The organism is Plantactinospora sp. CA-294935 (genome assembly GCF_050936445.1).
Lineage (GTDB): Bacteria > Actinomycetota > Actinomycetes > Mycobacteriales > Micromonosporaceae > Plantactinospora.
Genome location: NZ_JBNJMU010000001.1, coordinates 3,102,102 through 3,118,132, shown reverse-complemented (window position 1 = coordinate 3,118,132; position 16,031 = coordinate 3,102,102). Strand labels below are relative to the sequence as shown.

Genomic DNA, 16,031 nt, shown 5'->3' with positions numbered 1-16,031 from the left:
GCCTATCCGCCGTACGACCGGAGGGCGTCGATAGCCCGGACGGTGACGTCCTCCACCGGCCCGGTGGCGTCGATGCCGACGAGCTTGCCCTGCGCGCCGTAGTAGTCGATCAGCGGCGCGGTCTTGCTGGCGTACTCGCGCAGCCGCTCGGCGATCGTCTCGGCCTTGTCGTCGTCGCGCTGGAACAGCTCCCCGCCGCAGCGGTCACAGAGCCCCTCGACCGAGGAGGGGTCGAACTCGATGTGCCAGACCTTGCCGCAGCCCCGGCAGGTACGCCGGCCGGAGAGCCGCCGGATGACCTCGTCGTCGACCACCAGCTCCATCACCAGGTCGAGCGCGGTGCCGAGATCGGCCAGCAGCTTGTCCAGCGCGGCGGCCTGCGGAGTGGTCCGCGGGAAACCGTCGAGCAGGAACCCCTCGGCCGCGTCCGGTTCGGCGAGCCGATCCCGGACCATGTTGATGGTCACCTCGTCCGGCACCAGCTTGCCGGCATCCATGTAGCGCTTCGCCTCGACACCGAGTGGGGTGCCCTGCGACACGTTGGCCCGGAAGATGTCCCCCGTCGAGATCTTGGGCACGGCGAGGTGGGCGGCGATGAACTCGGCCTGGGTCCCCTTGCCCGCCCCGGGGGGACCGACCAGAACGAGTCGCATCTACCGCAGGAACCCTTCGTAGTTCCGCTGCATGAGCTGGCTCTCGATCTGCTTCACGGTCTCCAGCCCGACGCCGACCATGATCAGCACCGCGGTGCCGCCGAACGGGAAGTTCTGGAACTGCTGGTTGTCCAGCCAGATGAAGAAGAAGTTCGGCAGGATCGAGATCAGGCCCAGGTAGAGCGCACCGGGAAGGGTGATCCGGCTCAGGATGAAGTCGAGGTAGTCGGCGGTCGGCTTGCCGGGCCGGATGCCCGGGACGAAGCCGCCGTACTTCTTCATGTTGTCCGCGACCTCGGTCGGGTTGAACGTGATCGAGACGTAGAAGTACGTGAAGAAGATGATCAGCAGGAAGTACACGCTGATGTAGGTCGGGCTGTCCGGCTGCACGAGGTGGTTCTGCACCCAGGTCTGCCAACCGTTGAGGTTGTTCTGATCGAAGAACTGGAGCAGCAGCGACGGCAGGTAGAGCAGCGACGAGCCGAAGATGACCGGGATCACACCCGCCTGGTTGACCTTCAGCGGGATGTAGGTCGAGGTGCCGCCGTACATCCGCCGGCCGATCATGCGCTTGGCGTACTGCACCGGGATCCGGCGCTGCGCCTGCTCGATGAAGACGACCGCGGTGATGACCACCAGGACCAGGACCAGCACCAGGCCGAACATCCCCCAGCCCTTGTTGTTCTTGATGGTCCAACCCTCGCTGGGCAGCCGGGCGGCGATCGAGGTGAAGATCAGCACCGACATTCCGTTGCCGACGCCCCGGTCGGTGATCAGCTCGCCGAGCCACATCACCACGCCCGTACCGGCGGTCATCGTGATCACCAGCACGGTCACGGTCAGCCAGGTCGGCAGGCCCGTGCCCTCCGGGATGATCGGGAACTCCTGGCACATCCCGTTGAAGAGCTGGCCGGAGCGGGCCAGCGCCACGAACGCCGAGGCCTGCAGGATGCCCAGGCCGAGGGTGAGGTAGCGGGTGTACTGCGTGATCTTCGCCTGACCGGCCTGGCCCTCCTTGCGGAGCTGCTCCAGCCGCGGGATGACCACGGTGAGCAGCTGCAGGATGATCGAGGCGGTGATGTAGGGCATGATGCCCAGCGCGAAGACCGACAGCGAGAGCAGCGCGCCGCCGGAGAAGAGGTTGAGCAGGTTGAAAACGCCGTTGCCCTCGCCCTCCTCCATGGTTTCGATGCACTTCTGCACGTTGCCGTAGGAGACGCCGGGGCTGGGCAGCGTCGCACCGAGCCGGTAGACCGCGATGATGCCTACTGTGAACAGCAGCTTCTTGCGCAGGTCAGGCGTGCGGAACGCACTGAGAAAGGCGGAGAGCAACTTCTTCCTCCTGCGCGAGGCGGCCGCCGGTGGTTCGTGGCGGGACGGGGTGGTTGTCGGGCGATCGACCCGATACCCATAGCTGGGATCGGACTCTAACAGTCCGGCGCGCTCCCGGGCAGATCCACCCGGGGAACATTCACCGCTTCCGATGTTAACGGGACCAACGGCCCCCTAGTAGGCCGTGGCGCCCGCCAGTTGCCGTGAACTGGGCGAGCGCCTCGACCGCCACGTCCTACAGCTCCGTCACCGAGCCGCCGGCAGCGGTGATCTTCTCCTTGGCCGACGCGCTGAACGCGTGCGCCGACACCTGGAGGGCGACCCCGCCCAGCTCCCCGGTACCGAGAACCTTCACCGGCTGCCCCTTGCGGACGGCGCCGGCCTGGACCAGCTCCTGCGGACCGACCTGGCCGCCCTCCGGGAACAACTCGGCGAGCCGGTCCAGGTTGACCACCTGGAACACGACCTTGAACTTGTTCTTGAAGCCCTTCAGCTTCGGCAGCCGCATGTGGATGGGCATCTGCCCACCCTCGAAGGCCGCCGAGATGTTCTTCCGGGCCTTGGAACCCTTGGTACCGCGACCGGCGGTCTTGCCCTTCGAACCCTCACCGCGACCCACCCGGGTCTTCTCGGTCTTGGCTCCGGGGGCCGGGCGCAGGTGATGGACCTTGATCGTCATTACTCGACCTCCTCGACCTTCACGAGGTGGCTCACGGTGAAGATCATGCCCCGAATCTCGGGACGGTCCTCCTTGACCACCACGTCGTTGATCCGCTTGAGACCGAGCGACCGCAGCGACTCGCGCTGGTTGTGCTTGGTCCCGATGCCGGACCGGACCTGGGTCACCTTCAGGCGTGCCATCAGGCCGTCACCCCCGCCTGGGCCGCCAGCATGGCGGCCGGGGCGACGTCCTCGACCGGCAGGCCCCGACGCTTCGCGACCGCCTCCGGCGACTCCAGCCCCTTCAGGGCCGCCACCGTGGCGTGCACGATGTTGATCGGGTTGGACGAGCCGAGGCTCTTGGAGAGCACGTCGTGGATGCCCGCGCACTCCAGCACGGCCCGGACCGGACCACCGGCGATGACGCCCGTACCGGCGCTGGCCGGCTTGAGCAGCACCACACCGGCGGCGTCCTCACCGGTCACCGGGTGCGGGATCGAGGCACCGATCCGCGGCACCTTGAAGAAGTGCTTCTTGGCCTCCTCGACGCCCTTGGCGATCGCCGCGGGCACCTCCTTGGCCTTCCCGTAGCCCACACCGACCGTGCCGTCGCCGTCGCCCACGATCACCAGGGCGGTGAAGCTGAAGCGACGACCGCCCTTCACGACCTTGGCAACCCGGTTGATGGCGACGACCCGCTCAAGGTGCGGCGTCTTCTCGGCGGGCGCGTTTCCGCGACCGCCCTCACGGCGGTTGTCGCGGCGACCACCCTCGTTGCCACCGGACCCGCCGCCACGGCGCTGTTGACCTGGCATCAGCAGCCTTCCTCTCTCCTCGTGACGGGGTTAGAACTCGAGCCCGGCTTCGCGGGCCGCGTCGGCCAGCGCGGCGATCCGCCCCGCGTACTGGTTGCCACCGCGGTCGAAGACGACCTTGGCGATCCCGGCCGCCTTGGCCCGCTCGGCGATGAGCGCGCCGACCTTGCCGGCCAGGGCACTCTTGTCGCCCTCGGTGCCCCGGATCGAGTCGTCCATGGTCGAGGCGTAGACCAGCGTGTGGCCCTTGCCGTCGTCCACGATCTGCGCGGTGATGTGCCGCAGCGAGCGGGTGACCACGAGACGCGGCCGCTCGGCGGTGCCGACGACGGTCTTGCGGACCCGGAAGTGCCGACGCGCCCGCCCGATGGCGCGCTTGGCGGCAACCCCGCGGCGGCGCTTGAGCAGTGTGGCGGTCACTTCTTACCTGCCTTTCCGGCCTTGCGACGAATCACTTCGCCCTGGTACTTGACGCCCTTGCCCTTGTACGGCTCCGGCGGACGGATCTTCCGGATGTTGGCGGCAACCTCGCCGACCTGCTGCTTGTCGATGCCGGCCACGTGGAACAGGGTGGGCCGCTCGACCGTGAAGGTGATCCCGGCCGGAGCCTTCACCTGCACCGGGTGCGAGAACCCGAGCGCGAACTCCAGGTCGCTGCCCTTGGCGGTGACCCGGTAACCGGTACCGGCGATCTCCAGGGTCTTGCGGTAGCCCTCGGTCACCCCGGTGATCATGTTCGCCACCAGCGTACGGCTCAGGCCGTGCAGCTCCTTGGCCTTGCGCTCGTCGTTCGGCCGGTTGACGTGCAGCTGGCCGTCCTCGCCCCGCTCCGCCGTGATCGGCTCGGCCAGGTTGTGCGACAGCTCGCCCTTCGGCCCCTTGACCTTGACGGTCGAACCGTCGATGGTCACCTCGACGCCGGACGGCACCGGGATCGACTTACGTCCAATACGCGACATTTCTCTCTGTCTCCCGTTACCAGACGAAGGCGAGGACTTCCCCGCCAACGCTCCGCTTGCGGGCCTGCCGGTCGGTCAGCAGCCCCTGGGACGTCGAAATGATCGCCACGCCCAGTCCACCGAGCACCCGCGGGAGCCCGTCCGACTTGGCGTACACCCGGAGGCCGGGCTTGGACACGCGCTTGATGCCGGCCAGGCTCCGTTCCCGGTTCTGGCCGTACTTAAGCTCGACGACCAGTCGCTTGCCGACGACGCCCTCCTCGGGCTCCTCGACGGCCCAGGTGGCGATGTAGCCCTCGGACTTGAGGACCTCGGCGATGTTCGCCTTGATCTTCGAGTAGGGCATCGTCACCCGGTCGTGGTACGCCTGGTTGGCGTTACGCAGACGCGTCAGCATGTCTGCGATCGGGTCGGTCATCGTCATGGATCTCGTCAGCCTTTCTCGCCGGGGTTCCCGGGGCAGTGGCCCGGGCCTACGGCGTTGCGATCCTCGCCCCGGATATCGGTCGGGACGTGGCTGGGCCCAAAGCGGGTGGCGTCACGGTGCTCGCTCCGCCACCCACGGATGGGGCGCAGTGTCACCAGGAAGCCTTCGACACGCCGGGCAGCTCACCGCGGTGGGCCATCTCCCGGATGCAGACCCGGCAGAGGCCGAACTTGCGGTAGACCGCCTTCGGCCGCCCGCAACGCTGGCAGCGGGTGTACGCGCGAACCGAGAACTTCGGCTTCGCGGCGGCCTTGAGGATCAGCGCCTTCTTCGCCATCTCAGTTCTCCTTGAACGGGAAGCCCAGGAGCTTGAGCAGCGCCCGGCCCTCGTCGTCGGTCTTGGCGGTGGTCACCACCGTGATGTCCATGCCCCGTACGCGGTCGATCCGGTCCTGGTCGATCTCGTGGAACACCGACTGCTCGGTCAGGCCGAACGTGTAGTTGCCGTGCCCGTCGAGCTTGCGCCCGTCCAGACCACGGAAGTCCCGGATCCGGGGCAGCGCGATCGAGAGCAGCCGGTCCAGGAACTCCCACATCCGGTCGCCGCGCAGGGTCACCTTGGCGCCGATCGGCATGCCCTCGCGGAGCTTGAACTGCGCGATGGACTTGCGGGCCCGGCGGACCTGCGGCTTCTGGCCGGAGATGGTGGCCAGGTCGCGTACGGCGCCGTCGATCAGCTTCGCGTCCCGGGCAGCCTCGCCGACGCCCATGTTGACGACGATCTTGACCAGGCCGGGCACCTGCATCGGGTTGCCGTACTGGAACTGCTCGCGGAGCTGGCCCGCGATCTCTTCGCGGTACCGCTGCTTGAGCCGGGGCAGCGTCTTGGTCTCGGTTGCCGTCATCACAGGTCCTTACCGGTGCTACGCGCGATGCGGACCTTCTGGCCACCCTCGTCGAACCGGTACCCGACCCGCGTCGGGTTGCCGTCGGAGTCCAGGACCATCACGTTCGAGACGTGGATCGCGGCCTCCTGCGTGACGATGCCGCCGGTCTTCGCACCGCGCTGGGTGGTGCGGATGCGGGTGTGCTTCTTGACCCGGTTCACGCCCTCGACCAGGACCTTGTCCTGCCGCGGGTAGGCCGCGATGACCTTGCCCTTGGCACCCTTGTCCTTGCCGGCGATGACGATGACCGTGTCGCCCTTCTTGACCTTCATGCCCGCACCTCCCTCCGGTCGGCGCGTGCCTGAAGGTCACACCGCCTGAGCCTGCTGGTTCCCTCGCTGCGCTCGGTCACGGTTACAACACCTCCGGCGCGAGCGAGATGATCTTCATGAACCGCTTGTCCCGCAGCTCACGGCCTACCGGGCCAAAGATACGGGTACCGCGCGGGTCGCCACCATCCTTGATGATCACGGCCGCGTTCTCGTCGAATCGGATGTACGAGCCGTCCGGCCGCCGCTTCTCCTTCGCGGTGCGGACGACGACGGCCTTGACGACGTCGCCCTTCTTCACACCGGCACCGGGGATGGCGTCCTTGACCGTGGCCACGATGACGTCGCCGATGCTCGCGTAGCGCCGACCGGAGCCACCGAGCACCCGGATGCACAGGATCTCCCGGGCACCCGTGTTGTCGGCGACGCGCAGTCGCGACTCCTGCTGAATCACGTCTATCTCCTATGTCTGCCAGTTCTCAGCCGGCGGTGGATCCGGCCTGCCTTCGTCGACCGAAGTCCCGTGCCGGCTGAGCTTGGCGGAACCCTGAGCCTGCGGTACGGCTCTTACTTGGCCTTCTCGAGGATCTCCACGACCCGCCACCGCTTGGTGGCGGACAGCGGACGGGTCTCCATGAGCAGCACCCGGTCGCCCACGCCGCACGCGTTCTGCTCGTCGTGCGCCTTCAGCTTGCTGGTGCGGCGCATGACCTTGCCGTACAGCGCGTGCTTGACCCGGTCCTCGACCTCGACGACCACGGTCTTTTCCATCTTGTCGCTGACCACGAGGCCCTCGCGGACCTTGCGCTGGGCCCGCGCCTTGGCAGTGGTGGTTTCTTCGCTCATGATGCAGTCACCTCAGTCGGCGCGGCCGAAAGCCCAAGCTCACGCTCACGCATGATCGTGTAGATCCGGGCGATCTCCCGGCGGATGACCTGGAGCCGGCGGTTGTTGTCCAGCTGACCGGTCGCCGACTGGACGCGGAGGTTGAACAGCTCCGCCTTGGCCTCCCGGAGCCGGCTGACCAGCTCCTCCTCGGAGAGCTCACGCAGCTCGCCGGCTTTAACGCCCGCGGCCATCAGCTTTCACCCACTTCACGCGTCACAATGCGGCACTTCATCGGGAGCTTGTGGATCGCGCGACGCATCGCCTCTCGCGCGATCTGCTCGTTGGGGAAGGACATCTCGAAGAGCACCCGCCCCGGCTTGATGTTGGCCACCCACCACTCGGGCGAGCCCTTACCGGAACCCATCCGGGTTTCGGCCGGCTTCTTGGTCAGGGCCTGGTCCGGGAAGACCGTGATCCAGACCTTGCCACCGCGCTTGATGTGCCGGGTCATCGCGATACGCGCCGCTTCGATCTGCCGGTTGGTCAGGTACGCGGACTCGAGCGCCTGGATTCCGAACTCGCCGAACACCACCCGGGTGCCGCCCTTCGCCGCGCCATGGCGGTCGGGGTGGTGCGGCTTGCGGAAGCCCTTCGGGGGCTTGCGCGGCATCAGCATCTGTCAGCCCTCCTGCGCTGAGCTGTCCGTTCCGGCGGAACCCGCCGGAGTCGCCGCGGCGGTAGCCGGCGCGGCGCTGTCGTTCGTCGCCTCGGCGGGCGTACCGGAGATCTCCGCGGCCGCCGCCCGGCCCGCCTCGGTGCCGCCGGCGGTGGTGCCGGAGGAGCCGGAGCGGCCACGACGCGGCCGGTCGGGACGGTCGCCCCGCTCACGGCGCGGACGTGCCGGACCCGCCTCGGCCGGGGCCTCCCGACCGGGTACGGCGTCGCCCTTGTAGATCCAGACCTTCACGCCGATCCGGCCGAAGGTGGTCCGGGCCTCGAAGAAGCCGTACTCGATGTTGGCCCGCAGCGTGTGCAGCGGCACCCGACCCTCGCGGTAGAACTCGGTACGGCTCATCTCGGCGCCGCCGAGCCGGCCGGAGACCTGCACCCGGATGCCCCGCACGATCGGGTTCTTCATCGCGGACTGCATGGCCTTACGCATCGCCCGCCGGAAGCTGACCCGGCTGGAGAGCTGCTCGGCCACGCCCTGCGCGACGAGCTGTGCGTCCGACTCCGGGCTCTTCACCTCGAGGATGTTGAGCTGCACCTGCTTGCCGGTCAGCTTCTCCAGCTCGCCACGGATCCGGTCGGCCTCCGCGCCCTTGCGGCCGATGACGATGCCCGGCCGGGCGGTGTGGATGTCGACCCGGACCCGGTCCCGGGTCCGCTCGATGTCGACCTTGGAGATGCCGGCCCGCTCCAGGCCCTTGGACATCATCCGCCGGATCTTGACGTCCTCGGCGATGTAGTCCTTGTAGAGCTTGTCCGCGTACCAGCGGGACTTCCAGTCGGTCGAGATGCCGAGCCGGAACCCGTGCGGGTGAACCTTCTGACCCATTACTCGGCACCCTCCGTCTTGCTCTGCGTCTCCGCTGCCTCGGTCGTCGGCTCGGCCTCGGCCGGCGCGGTCGCCTTGGCCGGAGCGGCCTTCTTCGCCGCGCCCCGGCCGCCCGGCGCCGCCGGCGCGACGGCCTCCACCACGATGGTGATGTGGCAGGTCCGCTTGCGGATCCGGTACGCCCGGCCCTGCGCCCGCGGCTGGAACCGCTTCATCGTCGGGCCCTCGTCCACGAACGCCTCGCTGACGAGCAGCGCGTCGGGGTCCAGCCGCTCGTTGTTCTCCGCGTTGGCGATCGCGCTCGCGAGCACCTTGTAAACCTGCTCACTCGCCGCCTGCGGCGCGAACTGCAGCACCGTGAGCGCCTCCTTCGCGGGCAGACCGCGGACGAGGTTGACCACCCGGCGCGCCTTGGTCGGCGAGATGCGCACGTGTCGCGCAACCGCCCGCGCGCCCGGAAGCACCGGAGCGTCGCCCTTTACTGGCATCGCTGAAACCCCTTGATCCTTTATCCGTGGTCGGCGCTCAGCGCCGGCGGCTCTTCCGGTCGTCCTTCTCGTGACCCTTGAACGTGCGGGTCAGCGCAAACTCACCGAGCTTGTGCCCGACCATCGCCTCGGTGATGAACACCGGGACGTGCTTGCGCCCGTCGTGCACGGCGATCGTGTGCCCGAGCATGTCCGGGATGATCGTCGAGCGGCGCGACCAGGTCTTGATGACGTTCTTCGAGCCCTTCTCGTTCTGCGTCTCCACCTTCTTGAGCAGGTGGTCGTCGATGAACGGGCCCTTCTTCAGGCTGCGAGGCATGTCTACCTATCTCCCTTAGCCGCGCTTACGGGTGGCGTAGCGGCGGCGGACGATGAGGCGGTCGCTCGCCTTGCCCTTCTGCCGGGTACGACCCTCGGGCTTACCCTGCGGGTTCACCGGGTGACGACCACCGGAGGTCTTACCCTCACCACCACCGTGCGGGTGGTCGACCGGGTTCATCGCCACACCACGGACGGTCGGGCGGCGGCCCTTCCAGCGCATCCGGCCGGCCTTGCCCCAGTTGATGTTTGACTGGTCGGCGTTGCCGATCTCGCCGACGGTGGCCCGGCAGCGCACGTCCACCCGCCGGATCTCGCCGGAGGGCATCCGCAGCGTGGCGTACGCACCCTCCCGGCCCAGCAGTTGGATGCCGACGCCGGCCGAGCGGGCCAGCTTGGCGCCGCCGCCGGGACGCAGCTCCACCGCGTGGATGGTGGAACCGACCGGGATGTTGCGCAGCGGCAGGTTGTTGCCCGGCTTGATGTCGGCGCCCGGACCGGACTCGACGCGGTCGCCCTGCTTCAGGTCCTTCGGCGCGATGATGTACCGCTTCTCGCCGTCGGCGTAGTGCAGCAGCGCGATCCGCGCAGTGCGGTTCGGGTCGTACTCGATGTGCGCGACCTTCGCCGGCACGCCGTCCTTGTCGACCCGCTTGAAGTCGATCAGACGGTACTGCCGCTTGTGCCCACCACCGTGGTGCCGCGTGGTGATCCGGCCGTGGGCGTTACGCCCGCCCTTCTTCGGCAGCGGAACCAGCAGCGACTTCTCCGGGGTCGACCGGGTGATCTCGGCGAAGTCGGCGACGCTGGAGCCACGCCGGCCCGGCGTCGTCGGCTTGTACTTACGGATAGCCATTGTCTATACCCCTCAGCTGACCGGGCCGCCGAAGGCCTCGATACGGTCACCGTCAGCCAGCTTCACCATCGCCCGCTTGGTGTTCTTGCGCTTGCCGTACCCGGTGCGGGTGCGCTTGCGCTTGCCCTCGCGGTTGAGCGTGTTCACCGTCAGGACGCGCACGTCGAAGATCTGCTGAATCGCGATCTTGATGGCGGTCTTGTTGGCGTCCGGGTGCACCAGGAAGGTGTACCAGTTCTTGTTCAGCTCGCTGTAGCTCTTCTCCGAGACGACCGGCGCGAAGATGATGTCCCGCGGGTCGGCGATGGTGCTCACTTGTCGCTCTCCTCACCCTGCGCCCCACCGCGGACACCCAGGAACTCGTCCAGGGCCTCCTTGGTGAAGACCACGTCGTCGGCCACCAGCACGTCGTACGTGTTGAGCTGGCCGGCCTCCAGCAGGTGCACCCGGGGCTCGTTGCGCAGCGAGAGCCAGTTCAGCTCGTCGGTGCTGCTGAGCACCACCAGCACCCGCTTGGCCTCGGTCGCCTTGCGCAGCGTGGCGAGGGCGCCCTTGGTCGACGGCTTGTCGCCGGTGACGAAGGTCTCGACCACGTGCACCTGGCCGCCGCGGGCCCGGTCCGAGAGGGCGCCCCGCAGTGCGGCCGCCTTCATCTTCTTCGGGGTCCGCTGGCTGTAGTCGCGCGGGACCGGCCCGTGCACGACGCCACCGCCGGCGAACTGCGGTGCGCGGATCGAACCCTGCCGGGCCCGACCGGTGCCCTTCTGCTTGTACGGCTTCTTGCCGCCACCGGCGACCTCGCCCCGGGTCTTGGTCTTGTGCGTGCCCTGCCGCGCGGCGGCGAGCTGGGCGACCACGACCTGGTGCATCAGCGCGATGTTCGCCTGCACGTCGAAGACCTCGGCGGGCAGCTCGACGGAGCCGCTCGCGGTGCCCTCGGCGGTCAGCACGTCAACGGTGGTCACAGCGCTCGTCCTCCGTTCGCGACTGCGAGGCTCGCAAGCTCACTCCTCGCGCTCACTGTGCACCGCCCTTCTTCGCGACGGCCTTGGCGGCCGAGCGGACCAGCACCAGCGCGCCCTTGGGGCCGGGGATGGCGCCGCGGACCAGCAGCAGGTTGTTCTCCGGGTCCACCGCCTGGATGGTGAGGTTCTGCACGGTGTAGCGCGCCCCACCCATCCGGCCGGCCATCCGGGTGCCCTTGAAGACCCGGCCCGGGGTGGCGCAGGCGCCGATCGAACCGGGCGAGCGGTGCTTGCGCTCGACACCGTGGCTGGCGCGCAGACCGTGGAAGCCGTGCCGCTTCATGGGACCGGCGAAGCCCTTGCCCTTGGTCCGGCCGGTCACGTCGATCGGCGTGCCGACGGCGAACGCCTCCACGCTGACCTCCTGCCCCAGCTCGTAGTCCGCGGCGTCGGTGGTGCGCAGCTCGACGATGTGCCGGCGCGGCGCCACGTTCGCCTTGGCGTAGTGGCCGGTGATCGGCTTCTTGACCTTCCGCGGGTCGACCACGCCGTACGCCAGCTGGACCGCGGAGTAGCCGTCCTTGTCAGCGGTGCGGACCTGGGTCACGACACACGGTCCGGCCTGCACCACGGTCACCGGGACAACCTTGTTGTTGTCCCAGACCTGGGTCATGCCGAGCTTGGCGCCCAGGATGCCCTTCACTTGCCTGTCCATTAGTCCGGTCCCTACAGCTTGATCTCGATGTCGACGCCAGCCGGCAGGTCGAGGCGCATGAGCGAGTCGACCGTCTTGGGGGTCGGGTCGATGATGTCGATCAGACGCTTGTGCGTGCGCATCTCGAAGTGCTCACGCGAGTCCTTGTACTTGTGCGGCGAACGGATCACGCAGAAACGGTTGATCTCCGTGGGCAGCGGCACCGGGCCCGCGACCTGAGCCCCGGTACGCGTCACCGTCTCAACGATCTTGCGCGCCGAGGAGTCGACCACCTCGTGGTCGTACGCCTTGAGCCGGATGCGGATCTTCTGTCCCGCCATGGTGGCCTCTGTTCCTTCTCTCGCCTTGTCCGTCCCGCCCGCCCGCTCCAGCGGAGCCGCTCTCCCGGAGGGGGAGCGGGATGTTCCATGCCGGGCTCGGGCGCTGCCCAGTTCCCGTGCTGTCCGACCCCCGCGGTCGGGCGTGTCGCACCCCGGGGCCGGACTCCACCCCGGAAAGTCCGAGGCGGTCCCGCCCGTGCGGGAAGTATCGGGGCGCCGGAGATAGATCAACTATCCCCGGACGCCCAGCAAGGGTGGCTGACTGCTGGGCAGCCAACCACCCCGCCGGTACGCAACCTGACCAGTATGCCGTACTACCGCACGGCAACGCTAATCGGGGTTACCTGAATTACTTTGATTACTTGACGATCTTCGTGACGAACCCGGCGCCGACGGTCCGGCCACCCTCGCGGATCGCGAACTTGAGGTTTTCCTCCATCGCGATCGGCTGGATCAGCTTGACCGACATCGTGGTGTTGTCACCCGGCATGACCATCTCGGTGCCCTCGGGCAGCGTGACGACGCCGGTAACGTCCGTGGTCCGGAAGTAGAACTGCGGACGGTAGTTCTGGAAGAACGGGGTGTGCCGGCCACCCTCCTCCTTGGAGAGGATGTAGACGGTCGCCTCGAACTCCGTGTGCGGGGTGGTGGTGCCGGGCTTGACGACCACCATGCCGCGCTCGACGTCCTCGCGCTTGATGCCCCGGAGCAGCAGACCGACGTTCTCACCCGCGCGGGCCTCGTCGAGCAGCTTGCGGAACATCTCGATGCCGGTGCAGACCGTCTTCTGCGACTTCTCGCGGATACCGACGAGCTCCACCTCCTCGTTCGGCTTGAGGATGCCGCGCTCGGCGCGGCCGGTGACCACGGTGCCCCGACCGGTGATCGTGAAGACGTCCTCGATCGGCATCAGGAACGGCTTCTCGGTCTCCCGCTCCGGCTGCGGAATGGCGGTGTCGACGGCGCTCATCAGGTCCATGAGCTTGTCGGTCCACTCCGGGTCGCCCTCGAGCGCCTTCAGCGCCGACACCCGGACGACCGGCAGGTCGTCACCCGGGTACTCCTGCGCCGACAGCAGCTCGCGGACCTCGAGCTCGACCAGCTCGAGCAGCTCCTCGTCGTCGACCATGTCGCTCTTGTTCAGCGCCACGACGATGTAGGGAACGCCGACCTGGCGGGCCAGCAGCACGTGCTCGCGGGTCTGCGGCATCGGGCCGTCGGTCGCCGCGACCACCAGGATCGCGCCGTCCATCTGCGCGGCACCGGTGATCATGTTCTTGATGTAGTCGGCGTGACCGGGGCAGTCGACGTGTGCGTAGTGCCGCGCCTCGGTCTGGTACTCGACGTGTGCGATCGAGATCGTGATGCCCCGGGCCTTCTCCTCCGGCGCCTTGTCGATCTCGTCGAACGGCGTGTACGGGTTCAGGTCCGGCATCTTGTCGTGCAGGACCTTAGTGATGGCCGCCGTCAGCGTCGTCTTACCGTGGTCGATGTGACCAATGGTGCCGATGTTGACGTGCGGCTTAGTCCGCTCGAACTTCGCCTTCGCCACTGGTGTCCTCCTGTGGACTTCTTGGTTCGTACGCCCGGCACGCCATTCGGCGCTCAGGACTCTGTCGACAGCCTTTCCGACCGAGGTTCCCGGCCGGGAAGTCATGTGGGTCTTGCGGCGGTGAAACCTTCAGGCCCGGTCTAGCAGCCCGGCCCGTGGGCGCCGCGGGCGAGATTACTCGCCCGCCGCACTCGCGGTATCACCGGCCCGGCAACGGGTCAGTGCGCGTTTCCGCTCACTCACCCGTCGCCTTCGCGATGATCTCCTTCGCCACGCTCGCGGGAACCTCGGCGTAGGAGTCGAACTGCATGCTGTAGCTAGCCCGGCCCTGGGTCTTCGACCGCAGGTCGCCGACATAGCCGAACATCTCCGACAGCGGCACCAGAGCCCGGACGATGCGAGCGCCGCTGCGCTCCTCCATCGCCTGGATGATGCCTCGCCGGGAGTTGAGGTCGCCGATCACGTCGCCCATGTTCTCCTCGGGCGTGGTGACCTCGACGGACATCATCGGCTCGAGCAGTGCCGGGTCGGCCTTGCGGGCCGCCTCCTTCAGCACCATCGAACCGGCGATCTTGAAGGCCATTTCCGACGAGTCGACCTCGTGGTACTGGCCGTCGAGCAGGGTCAGCTTCAGACCGACCAGCGGGAACCCGGCGAGGATGCCGTACTGCATGGCGTCCTGGGCACCGGCGTCCACCGAGGGGATGAACTCCCTCGGAATCCGCCCACCGGTGACCGCGTTCGCGAACTCGTACGTCGGCGAGTCGTTGTCCAGCGGCAGCGGCTCGAGGCTGACGATGACCCGGGCGTACTGCCCCGAACCACCGGTCTGCTTCTTGTGGGTGTACTCGACCTTCTCCACCTTGCGGCGGATGGTCTCCCGGTACGCCACCTGCGGCTTGCCGATGTTCGCCTCGACGTTGAACTCGCGGCGCATCCGGTCCACCAGGATGTCCAGGTGCAGTTCGCCCATGCCGGAGATGACGGTCTGGCCGGTCTCCTCGTCGAGCTTGACCCGGAACGTCGGGTCCTCCTCGGCGAGCCGCTGGATAGCGGTGCTCAGCTTCTCCTGGTCGGCCTTTGTCTTCGGCTCGATCGCGACCTCGATGACCGGCTCCGGGAAGGTCATCGACTCCAGGATGACCGGGTTGGCCGGGTCGCAGAGGGTGTCGCCGGTTGTGGTCTGCTTCAGACCCTGCACCGCGATGATGTCGCCAGCCTGGGCCGAGCTGCGCTCTTCCCGCTTGTTGGCGTGCATCTGGTAGATCTTGCCGATCCGCTCCTTGCGGTCCTTGGTGGAGTTGATCACCTGCGATCCGGACTCCACCGTGCCCGAGTAGACGCGGACGTAGGTCAGCTTGCCCAGGTGCTTGTCGGTCTGGATCTTGAAGGCCAGCCCGGAGAACGGCTCGTTCTTGTCCGGCTTGCGCAGCATCGGGGTCTCGCCGTCGGGGGCGGTGCCCTCGATCGCCGGGACGTCCAGCGGCGACGGCAGGTAGTCGACCACCGCGTCGAGCATCGGCTGGACGCCCTTGTTCTTGAAGGCCGAACCGCAGAGCACCGGGTTCGCCTTGCCGCCGATGGTGGCCCGCCGGATGGCGGCCTTGATCGCGTCGACGGAGAGTTCCTCGCCCTCGAGGTACTTCTCCATCACCGAGTCGTCGACGTCGGCGAGGGTCTCGATCAGCTTCTCGCGCCACTCGGCGGCCATCTCCGCGAGGTCGGCCGGGATCTCCTCGACCGCGTAGTCCTCGCCCTTCTGGGTCTCACCGCGCCAGGTCAGCGCCCGCATCCCGATCAGGTCGACGACGCCGATGTGGTCGCCCTCCAGGCCGATCGGCACCTGCAGCACCAGCGGGGTGGCGTTGAGCCGGTCGATCATCATCTGCACGCAGCGGAAGAAGTCCGCCCCGGTCCGGTCGAGCTTGTTGACGAAGCACATCCGGGGGACGTTGTACTTGTCGGCCTGACGCCAGACGTTCTCCGTCTGCGGCTCCACACCGGCGACACCGTCGTAGACGGCGACCGCACCGTCGAGCACCCGCAGCGACCGCTCGACCTCGACCGTGAAGTCGACGTGGCCGGGCGTGTCGATGATCTGGATCGTGTGGCCCTTCCACTCACACTTGGTGGCGGCGGAGGTGATGGTGATCCCCCGCTCCTGCTCCTGCTCCATCCAGTCCATGACGGCGGCGCCTTCGTGGACCTCACCGATCTTGTAGGTGATGCCGGTGTAGAACAGGATCCGCTCGGTGGTAGTGGTCTTACCGGCATCGATGTGCGCCATGATGCCGATGTTGCGTACGTTGGCGAGCGCGTCTGCGGCGGCCACTTCAATCCCTACTTGTCGTCTCGTCGTCGTCTCGTCG

General features: G+C 67.8%; 25 protein-coding genes. All 25 read right to left on the bottom strand.

Annotated elements, in window-relative coordinates; all coding sequences use genetic code 11:
- Nucleotides 1-2: 2 nt before the first annotated feature.
- The gene (locus ACQEVC_RS13990) at nt 3-653 is read right to left on the bottom strand and encodes an adenylate kinase (protein WP_432877007.1); all 651 of its coding nucleotides are present in this window, start codon (nt 651-653) and stop codon (nt 3-5) included.
- On the bottom strand, nt 654-1,985 hold the full coding sequence (gene secY / locus ACQEVC_RS13985; RefSeq protein WP_432877004.1) for a preprotein translocase subunit SecY: 1,332 nt from the start codon (nt 1,983-1,985) through the stop codon (nt 654-656). It lies immediately after the preceding gene.
- 235 nt (nt 1,986-2,220) lie between these two features.
- On the bottom strand, nt 2,221-2,664 hold the full coding sequence (rplO, locus tag ACQEVC_RS13980; protein ID WP_101368131.1) for a 50S ribosomal protein L15: 444 nt from the start codon (nt 2,662-2,664) through the stop codon (nt 2,221-2,223).
- Complete coding sequence (rpmD, locus tag ACQEVC_RS13975) at nt 2,664-2,846, bottom strand: 50S ribosomal protein L30 (RefSeq protein WP_013735939.1); 183 nt, start codon at nt 2,844-2,846, stop codon at nt 2,664-2,666. The genes rplO and rpmD overlap by 1 nt, the downstream gene beginning before the upstream one ends.
- Nucleotides 2,846-3,460, bottom strand: a complete 615-nt coding sequence (rpsE, locus tag ACQEVC_RS13970; protein WP_101368132.1) for a 30S ribosomal protein S5 — start codon at nt 3,458-3,460, stop codon at nt 2,846-2,848. The genes rpmD and rpsE overlap by 1 nt, the downstream gene beginning before the upstream one ends.
- 30 nt (nt 3,461-3,490) lie before the next feature.
- On the bottom strand, nt 3,491-3,880 hold the full coding sequence (gene rplR / locus ACQEVC_RS13965) for a 50S ribosomal protein L18 (RefSeq protein ID WP_432876999.1): 390 nt from the start codon (nt 3,878-3,880) through the stop codon (nt 3,491-3,493).
- A complete protein-coding gene (rplF, locus tag ACQEVC_RS13960) occupies nt 3,877-4,419 on the bottom strand; it encodes a 50S ribosomal protein L6 (RefSeq protein WP_318395947.1) in 543 nt (180 codons plus the stop codon). Before rplF ends, rplR begins: the two co-directional genes overlap by 4 nt.
- 16 nt (nt 4,420-4,435) lie before the next feature.
- Nucleotides 4,436-4,843: a 30S ribosomal protein S8 gene (rpsH, locus tag ACQEVC_RS13955; RefSeq protein ID WP_107260889.1), complete on the bottom strand. Its 408-nt coding sequence runs from the start codon at nt 4,841-4,843 to the stop codon at nt 4,436-4,438.
- 154 nt (nt 4,844-4,997) lie between these two features.
- Nucleotides 4,998-5,183 carry a type Z 30S ribosomal protein S14 gene (locus ACQEVC_RS13950; RefSeq protein ID WP_007073023.1) on the bottom strand — a complete coding sequence of 62 codons (186 nt, stop codon included), beginning with the start codon at nt 5,181-5,183 and terminating at the stop codon, nt 4,998-5,000.
- 1 nt (nt 5,184) lies between these two features.
- Complete coding sequence (gene rplE, locus ACQEVC_RS13945; protein ID WP_432876994.1) at nt 5,185-5,754, bottom strand: 50S ribosomal protein L5; 570 nt, start codon at nt 5,752-5,754, stop codon at nt 5,185-5,187.
- A complete protein-coding gene (gene rplX, locus ACQEVC_RS13940) occupies nt 5,751-6,065 on the bottom strand; it encodes a 50S ribosomal protein L24 (protein ID WP_203868110.1) in 315 nt (104 codons plus the stop codon). Before rplX ends, rplE begins: the two co-directional genes overlap by 4 nt.
- An 82-nt stretch (nt 6,066-6,147) precedes the next feature.
- Nucleotides 6,148-6,516 (bottom strand): 50S ribosomal protein L14, encoded by a 369-nt coding sequence (gene rplN / locus ACQEVC_RS13935; protein ID WP_007073026.1) that lies wholly within the window; start codon nt 6,514-6,516, stop codon nt 6,148-6,150.
- A 113-nt stretch (nt 6,517-6,629) separates the two neighbouring features.
- Complete coding sequence (rpsQ, locus tag ACQEVC_RS13930; protein WP_318395949.1) at nt 6,630-6,908, bottom strand: 30S ribosomal protein S17; 279 nt, start codon at nt 6,906-6,908, stop codon at nt 6,630-6,632.
- The gene (gene rpmC, locus ACQEVC_RS13925) at nt 6,905-7,141 is read right to left on the bottom strand and encodes a 50S ribosomal protein L29 (protein ID WP_101368138.1); all 237 of its coding nucleotides are present in this window, start codon (nt 7,139-7,141) and stop codon (nt 6,905-6,907) included. The genes rpsQ and rpmC overlap by 4 nt, the downstream gene beginning before the upstream one ends.
- Nucleotides 7,141-7,566, bottom strand: a complete 426-nt coding sequence (rplP, locus tag ACQEVC_RS13920) for a 50S ribosomal protein L16 (protein ID WP_192765393.1) — start codon at nt 7,564-7,566, stop codon at nt 7,141-7,143. Before rplP ends, rpmC begins: the two co-directional genes overlap by 1 nt.
- Nucleotides 7,567-7,569: 3 nt before the next feature.
- Nucleotides 7,570-8,448 carry a 30S ribosomal protein S3 gene (gene rpsC, locus ACQEVC_RS13915; RefSeq protein WP_432876988.1) on the bottom strand — a complete coding sequence of 293 codons (879 nt, stop codon included), beginning with the start codon at nt 8,446-8,448 and terminating at the stop codon, nt 7,570-7,572.
- A complete protein-coding gene (gene rplV, locus ACQEVC_RS13910) occupies nt 8,448-8,936 on the bottom strand; it encodes a 50S ribosomal protein L22 (RefSeq protein WP_318395951.1) in 489 nt (162 codons plus the stop codon). Before rplV ends, rpsC begins: the two co-directional genes overlap by 1 nt.
- Nucleotides 8,937-8,973: 37 nt before the next feature.
- The gene (gene rpsS, locus ACQEVC_RS13905; RefSeq protein WP_101368142.1) at nt 8,974-9,255 is read right to left on the bottom strand and encodes a 30S ribosomal protein S19; all 282 of its coding nucleotides are present in this window, start codon (nt 9,253-9,255) and stop codon (nt 8,974-8,976) included.
- Between the two features lie 15 nt (nt 9,256-9,270).
- On the bottom strand, nt 9,271-10,110 hold the full coding sequence (rplB, locus tag ACQEVC_RS13900) for a 50S ribosomal protein L2 (protein WP_346258311.1): 840 nt from the start codon (nt 10,108-10,110) through the stop codon (nt 9,271-9,273).
- Nucleotides 10,111-10,122: 12 nt separating this feature from the next.
- Nucleotides 10,123-10,425 carry a 50S ribosomal protein L23 gene (rplW, locus tag ACQEVC_RS13895; RefSeq protein ID WP_101368144.1) on the bottom strand — a complete coding sequence of 101 codons (303 nt, stop codon included), beginning with the start codon at nt 10,423-10,425 and terminating at the stop codon, nt 10,123-10,125.
- Nucleotides 10,422-11,075, bottom strand: a complete 654-nt coding sequence (gene rplD, locus ACQEVC_RS13890; protein WP_318395952.1) for a 50S ribosomal protein L4 — start codon at nt 11,073-11,075, stop codon at nt 10,422-10,424. The genes rplW and rplD overlap by 4 nt, the downstream gene beginning before the upstream one ends.
- 52 nt (nt 11,076-11,127) lie before the next feature.
- Nucleotides 11,128-11,790, bottom strand: a complete 663-nt coding sequence (gene rplC / locus ACQEVC_RS13885; protein ID WP_318395953.1) for a 50S ribosomal protein L3 — start codon at nt 11,788-11,790, stop codon at nt 11,128-11,130.
- An 11-nt stretch (nt 11,791-11,801) separates the two neighbouring features.
- Nucleotides 11,802-12,110, bottom strand: a complete 309-nt coding sequence (gene rpsJ, locus ACQEVC_RS13880; protein ID WP_007073037.1) for a 30S ribosomal protein S10 — start codon at nt 12,108-12,110, stop codon at nt 11,802-11,804.
- A 358-nt stretch (nt 12,111-12,468) separates the two neighbouring features.
- Nucleotides 12,469-13,662 carry an elongation factor Tu gene (gene tuf, locus ACQEVC_RS13875; protein WP_318395954.1) on the bottom strand — a complete coding sequence of 398 codons (1,194 nt, stop codon included), beginning with the start codon at nt 13,660-13,662 and terminating at the stop codon, nt 12,469-12,471.
- A gap of 235 nt (nt 13,663-13,897) precedes the next feature.
- On the bottom strand, nt 13,898-15,994 hold the full coding sequence (gene fusA, locus ACQEVC_RS13870; protein WP_432876978.1) for an elongation factor G: 2,097 nt from the start codon (nt 15,992-15,994) through the stop codon (nt 13,898-13,900).
- Nucleotides 15,995-16,031: the final 37 nt, after the last annotated feature.

Coding starts and splice junctions, on each gene's coding strand:
- rpmC (WP_101368138.1), bottom strand. CDS start 7,141: ATGGCCGCGGGCGTTAAAGCCGGCGAGCTGCGTGAGCTCTCCGAGGAG.
- ACQEVC_RS13950 (WP_007073023.1), bottom strand. CDS start 5,183: ATGGCGAAGAAGGCGCTGATCCTCAAGGCCGCCGCGAAGCCGAAGTTC.
- rpsE (WP_101368132.1), bottom strand. CDS start 3,460: ATGCCAGGTCAACAGCGCCGTGGCGGCGGGTCCGGTGGCAACGAGGGT.
- rplV (WP_318395951.1), bottom strand. CDS start 8,936: ATGCCAGTAAAGGGCGACGCTCCGGTGCTTCCGGGCGCGCGGGCGGTT.
- rplC (WP_318395953.1), bottom strand. CDS start 11,790: ATGGACAGGCAAGTGAAGGGCATCCTGGGCGCCAAGCTCGGCATGACC.
- rpsC (WP_432876988.1), bottom strand. CDS start 8,448: ATGGGTCAGAAGGTTCACCCGCACGGGTTCCGGCTCGGCATCTCGACC.
- rpsQ (WP_318395949.1), bottom strand. CDS start 6,908: ATGAGCGAAGAAACCACCACTGCCAAGGCGCGGGCCCAGCGCAAGGTC.
- rplX (WP_203868110.1), bottom strand. CDS start 6,065: ATGAAGGTCAAGAAGGGCGACACGGTCATCGTCATCGCCGGCAAGGAC.
- rpsS (WP_101368142.1), bottom strand. CDS start 9,255: ATGCCTCGCAGCCTGAAGAAGGGCCCGTTCATCGACGACCACCTGCTC.
- ACQEVC_RS13990 (WP_432877007.1), bottom strand. CDS start 653: ATGCGACTCGTTCTGGTCGGTCCCCCCGGGGCGGGCAAGGGGACCCAG.
- rplF (WP_318395947.1), bottom strand. CDS start 4,419: ATGTCGCGTATTGGACGTAAGTCGATCCCGGTGCCGTCCGGCGTCGAG.
- rpmD (WP_013735939.1), bottom strand. CDS start 2,846: ATGGCACGCCTGAAGGTGACCCAGGTCCGGTCCGGCATCGGGACCAAG.
- rpsH (WP_107260889.1), bottom strand. CDS start 4,843: ATGACGATGACCGACCCGATCGCAGACATGCTGACGCGTCTGCGTAAC.
- rpsJ (WP_007073037.1), bottom strand. CDS start 12,110: ATGGCGGGACAGAAGATCCGCATCCGGCTCAAGGCGTACGACCACGAG.
- rplB (WP_346258311.1), bottom strand. CDS start 10,110: ATGGCTATCCGTAAGTACAAGCCGACGACGCCGGGCCGGCGTGGCTCC.
- rplP (WP_192765393.1), bottom strand. CDS start 7,566: ATGCTGATGCCGCGCAAGCCCCCGAAGGGCTTCCGCAAGCCGCACCAC.
- rplO (WP_101368131.1), bottom strand. CDS start 2,664: ATGACGATCAAGGTCCATCACCTGCGCCCGGCCCCCGGAGCCAAGACC.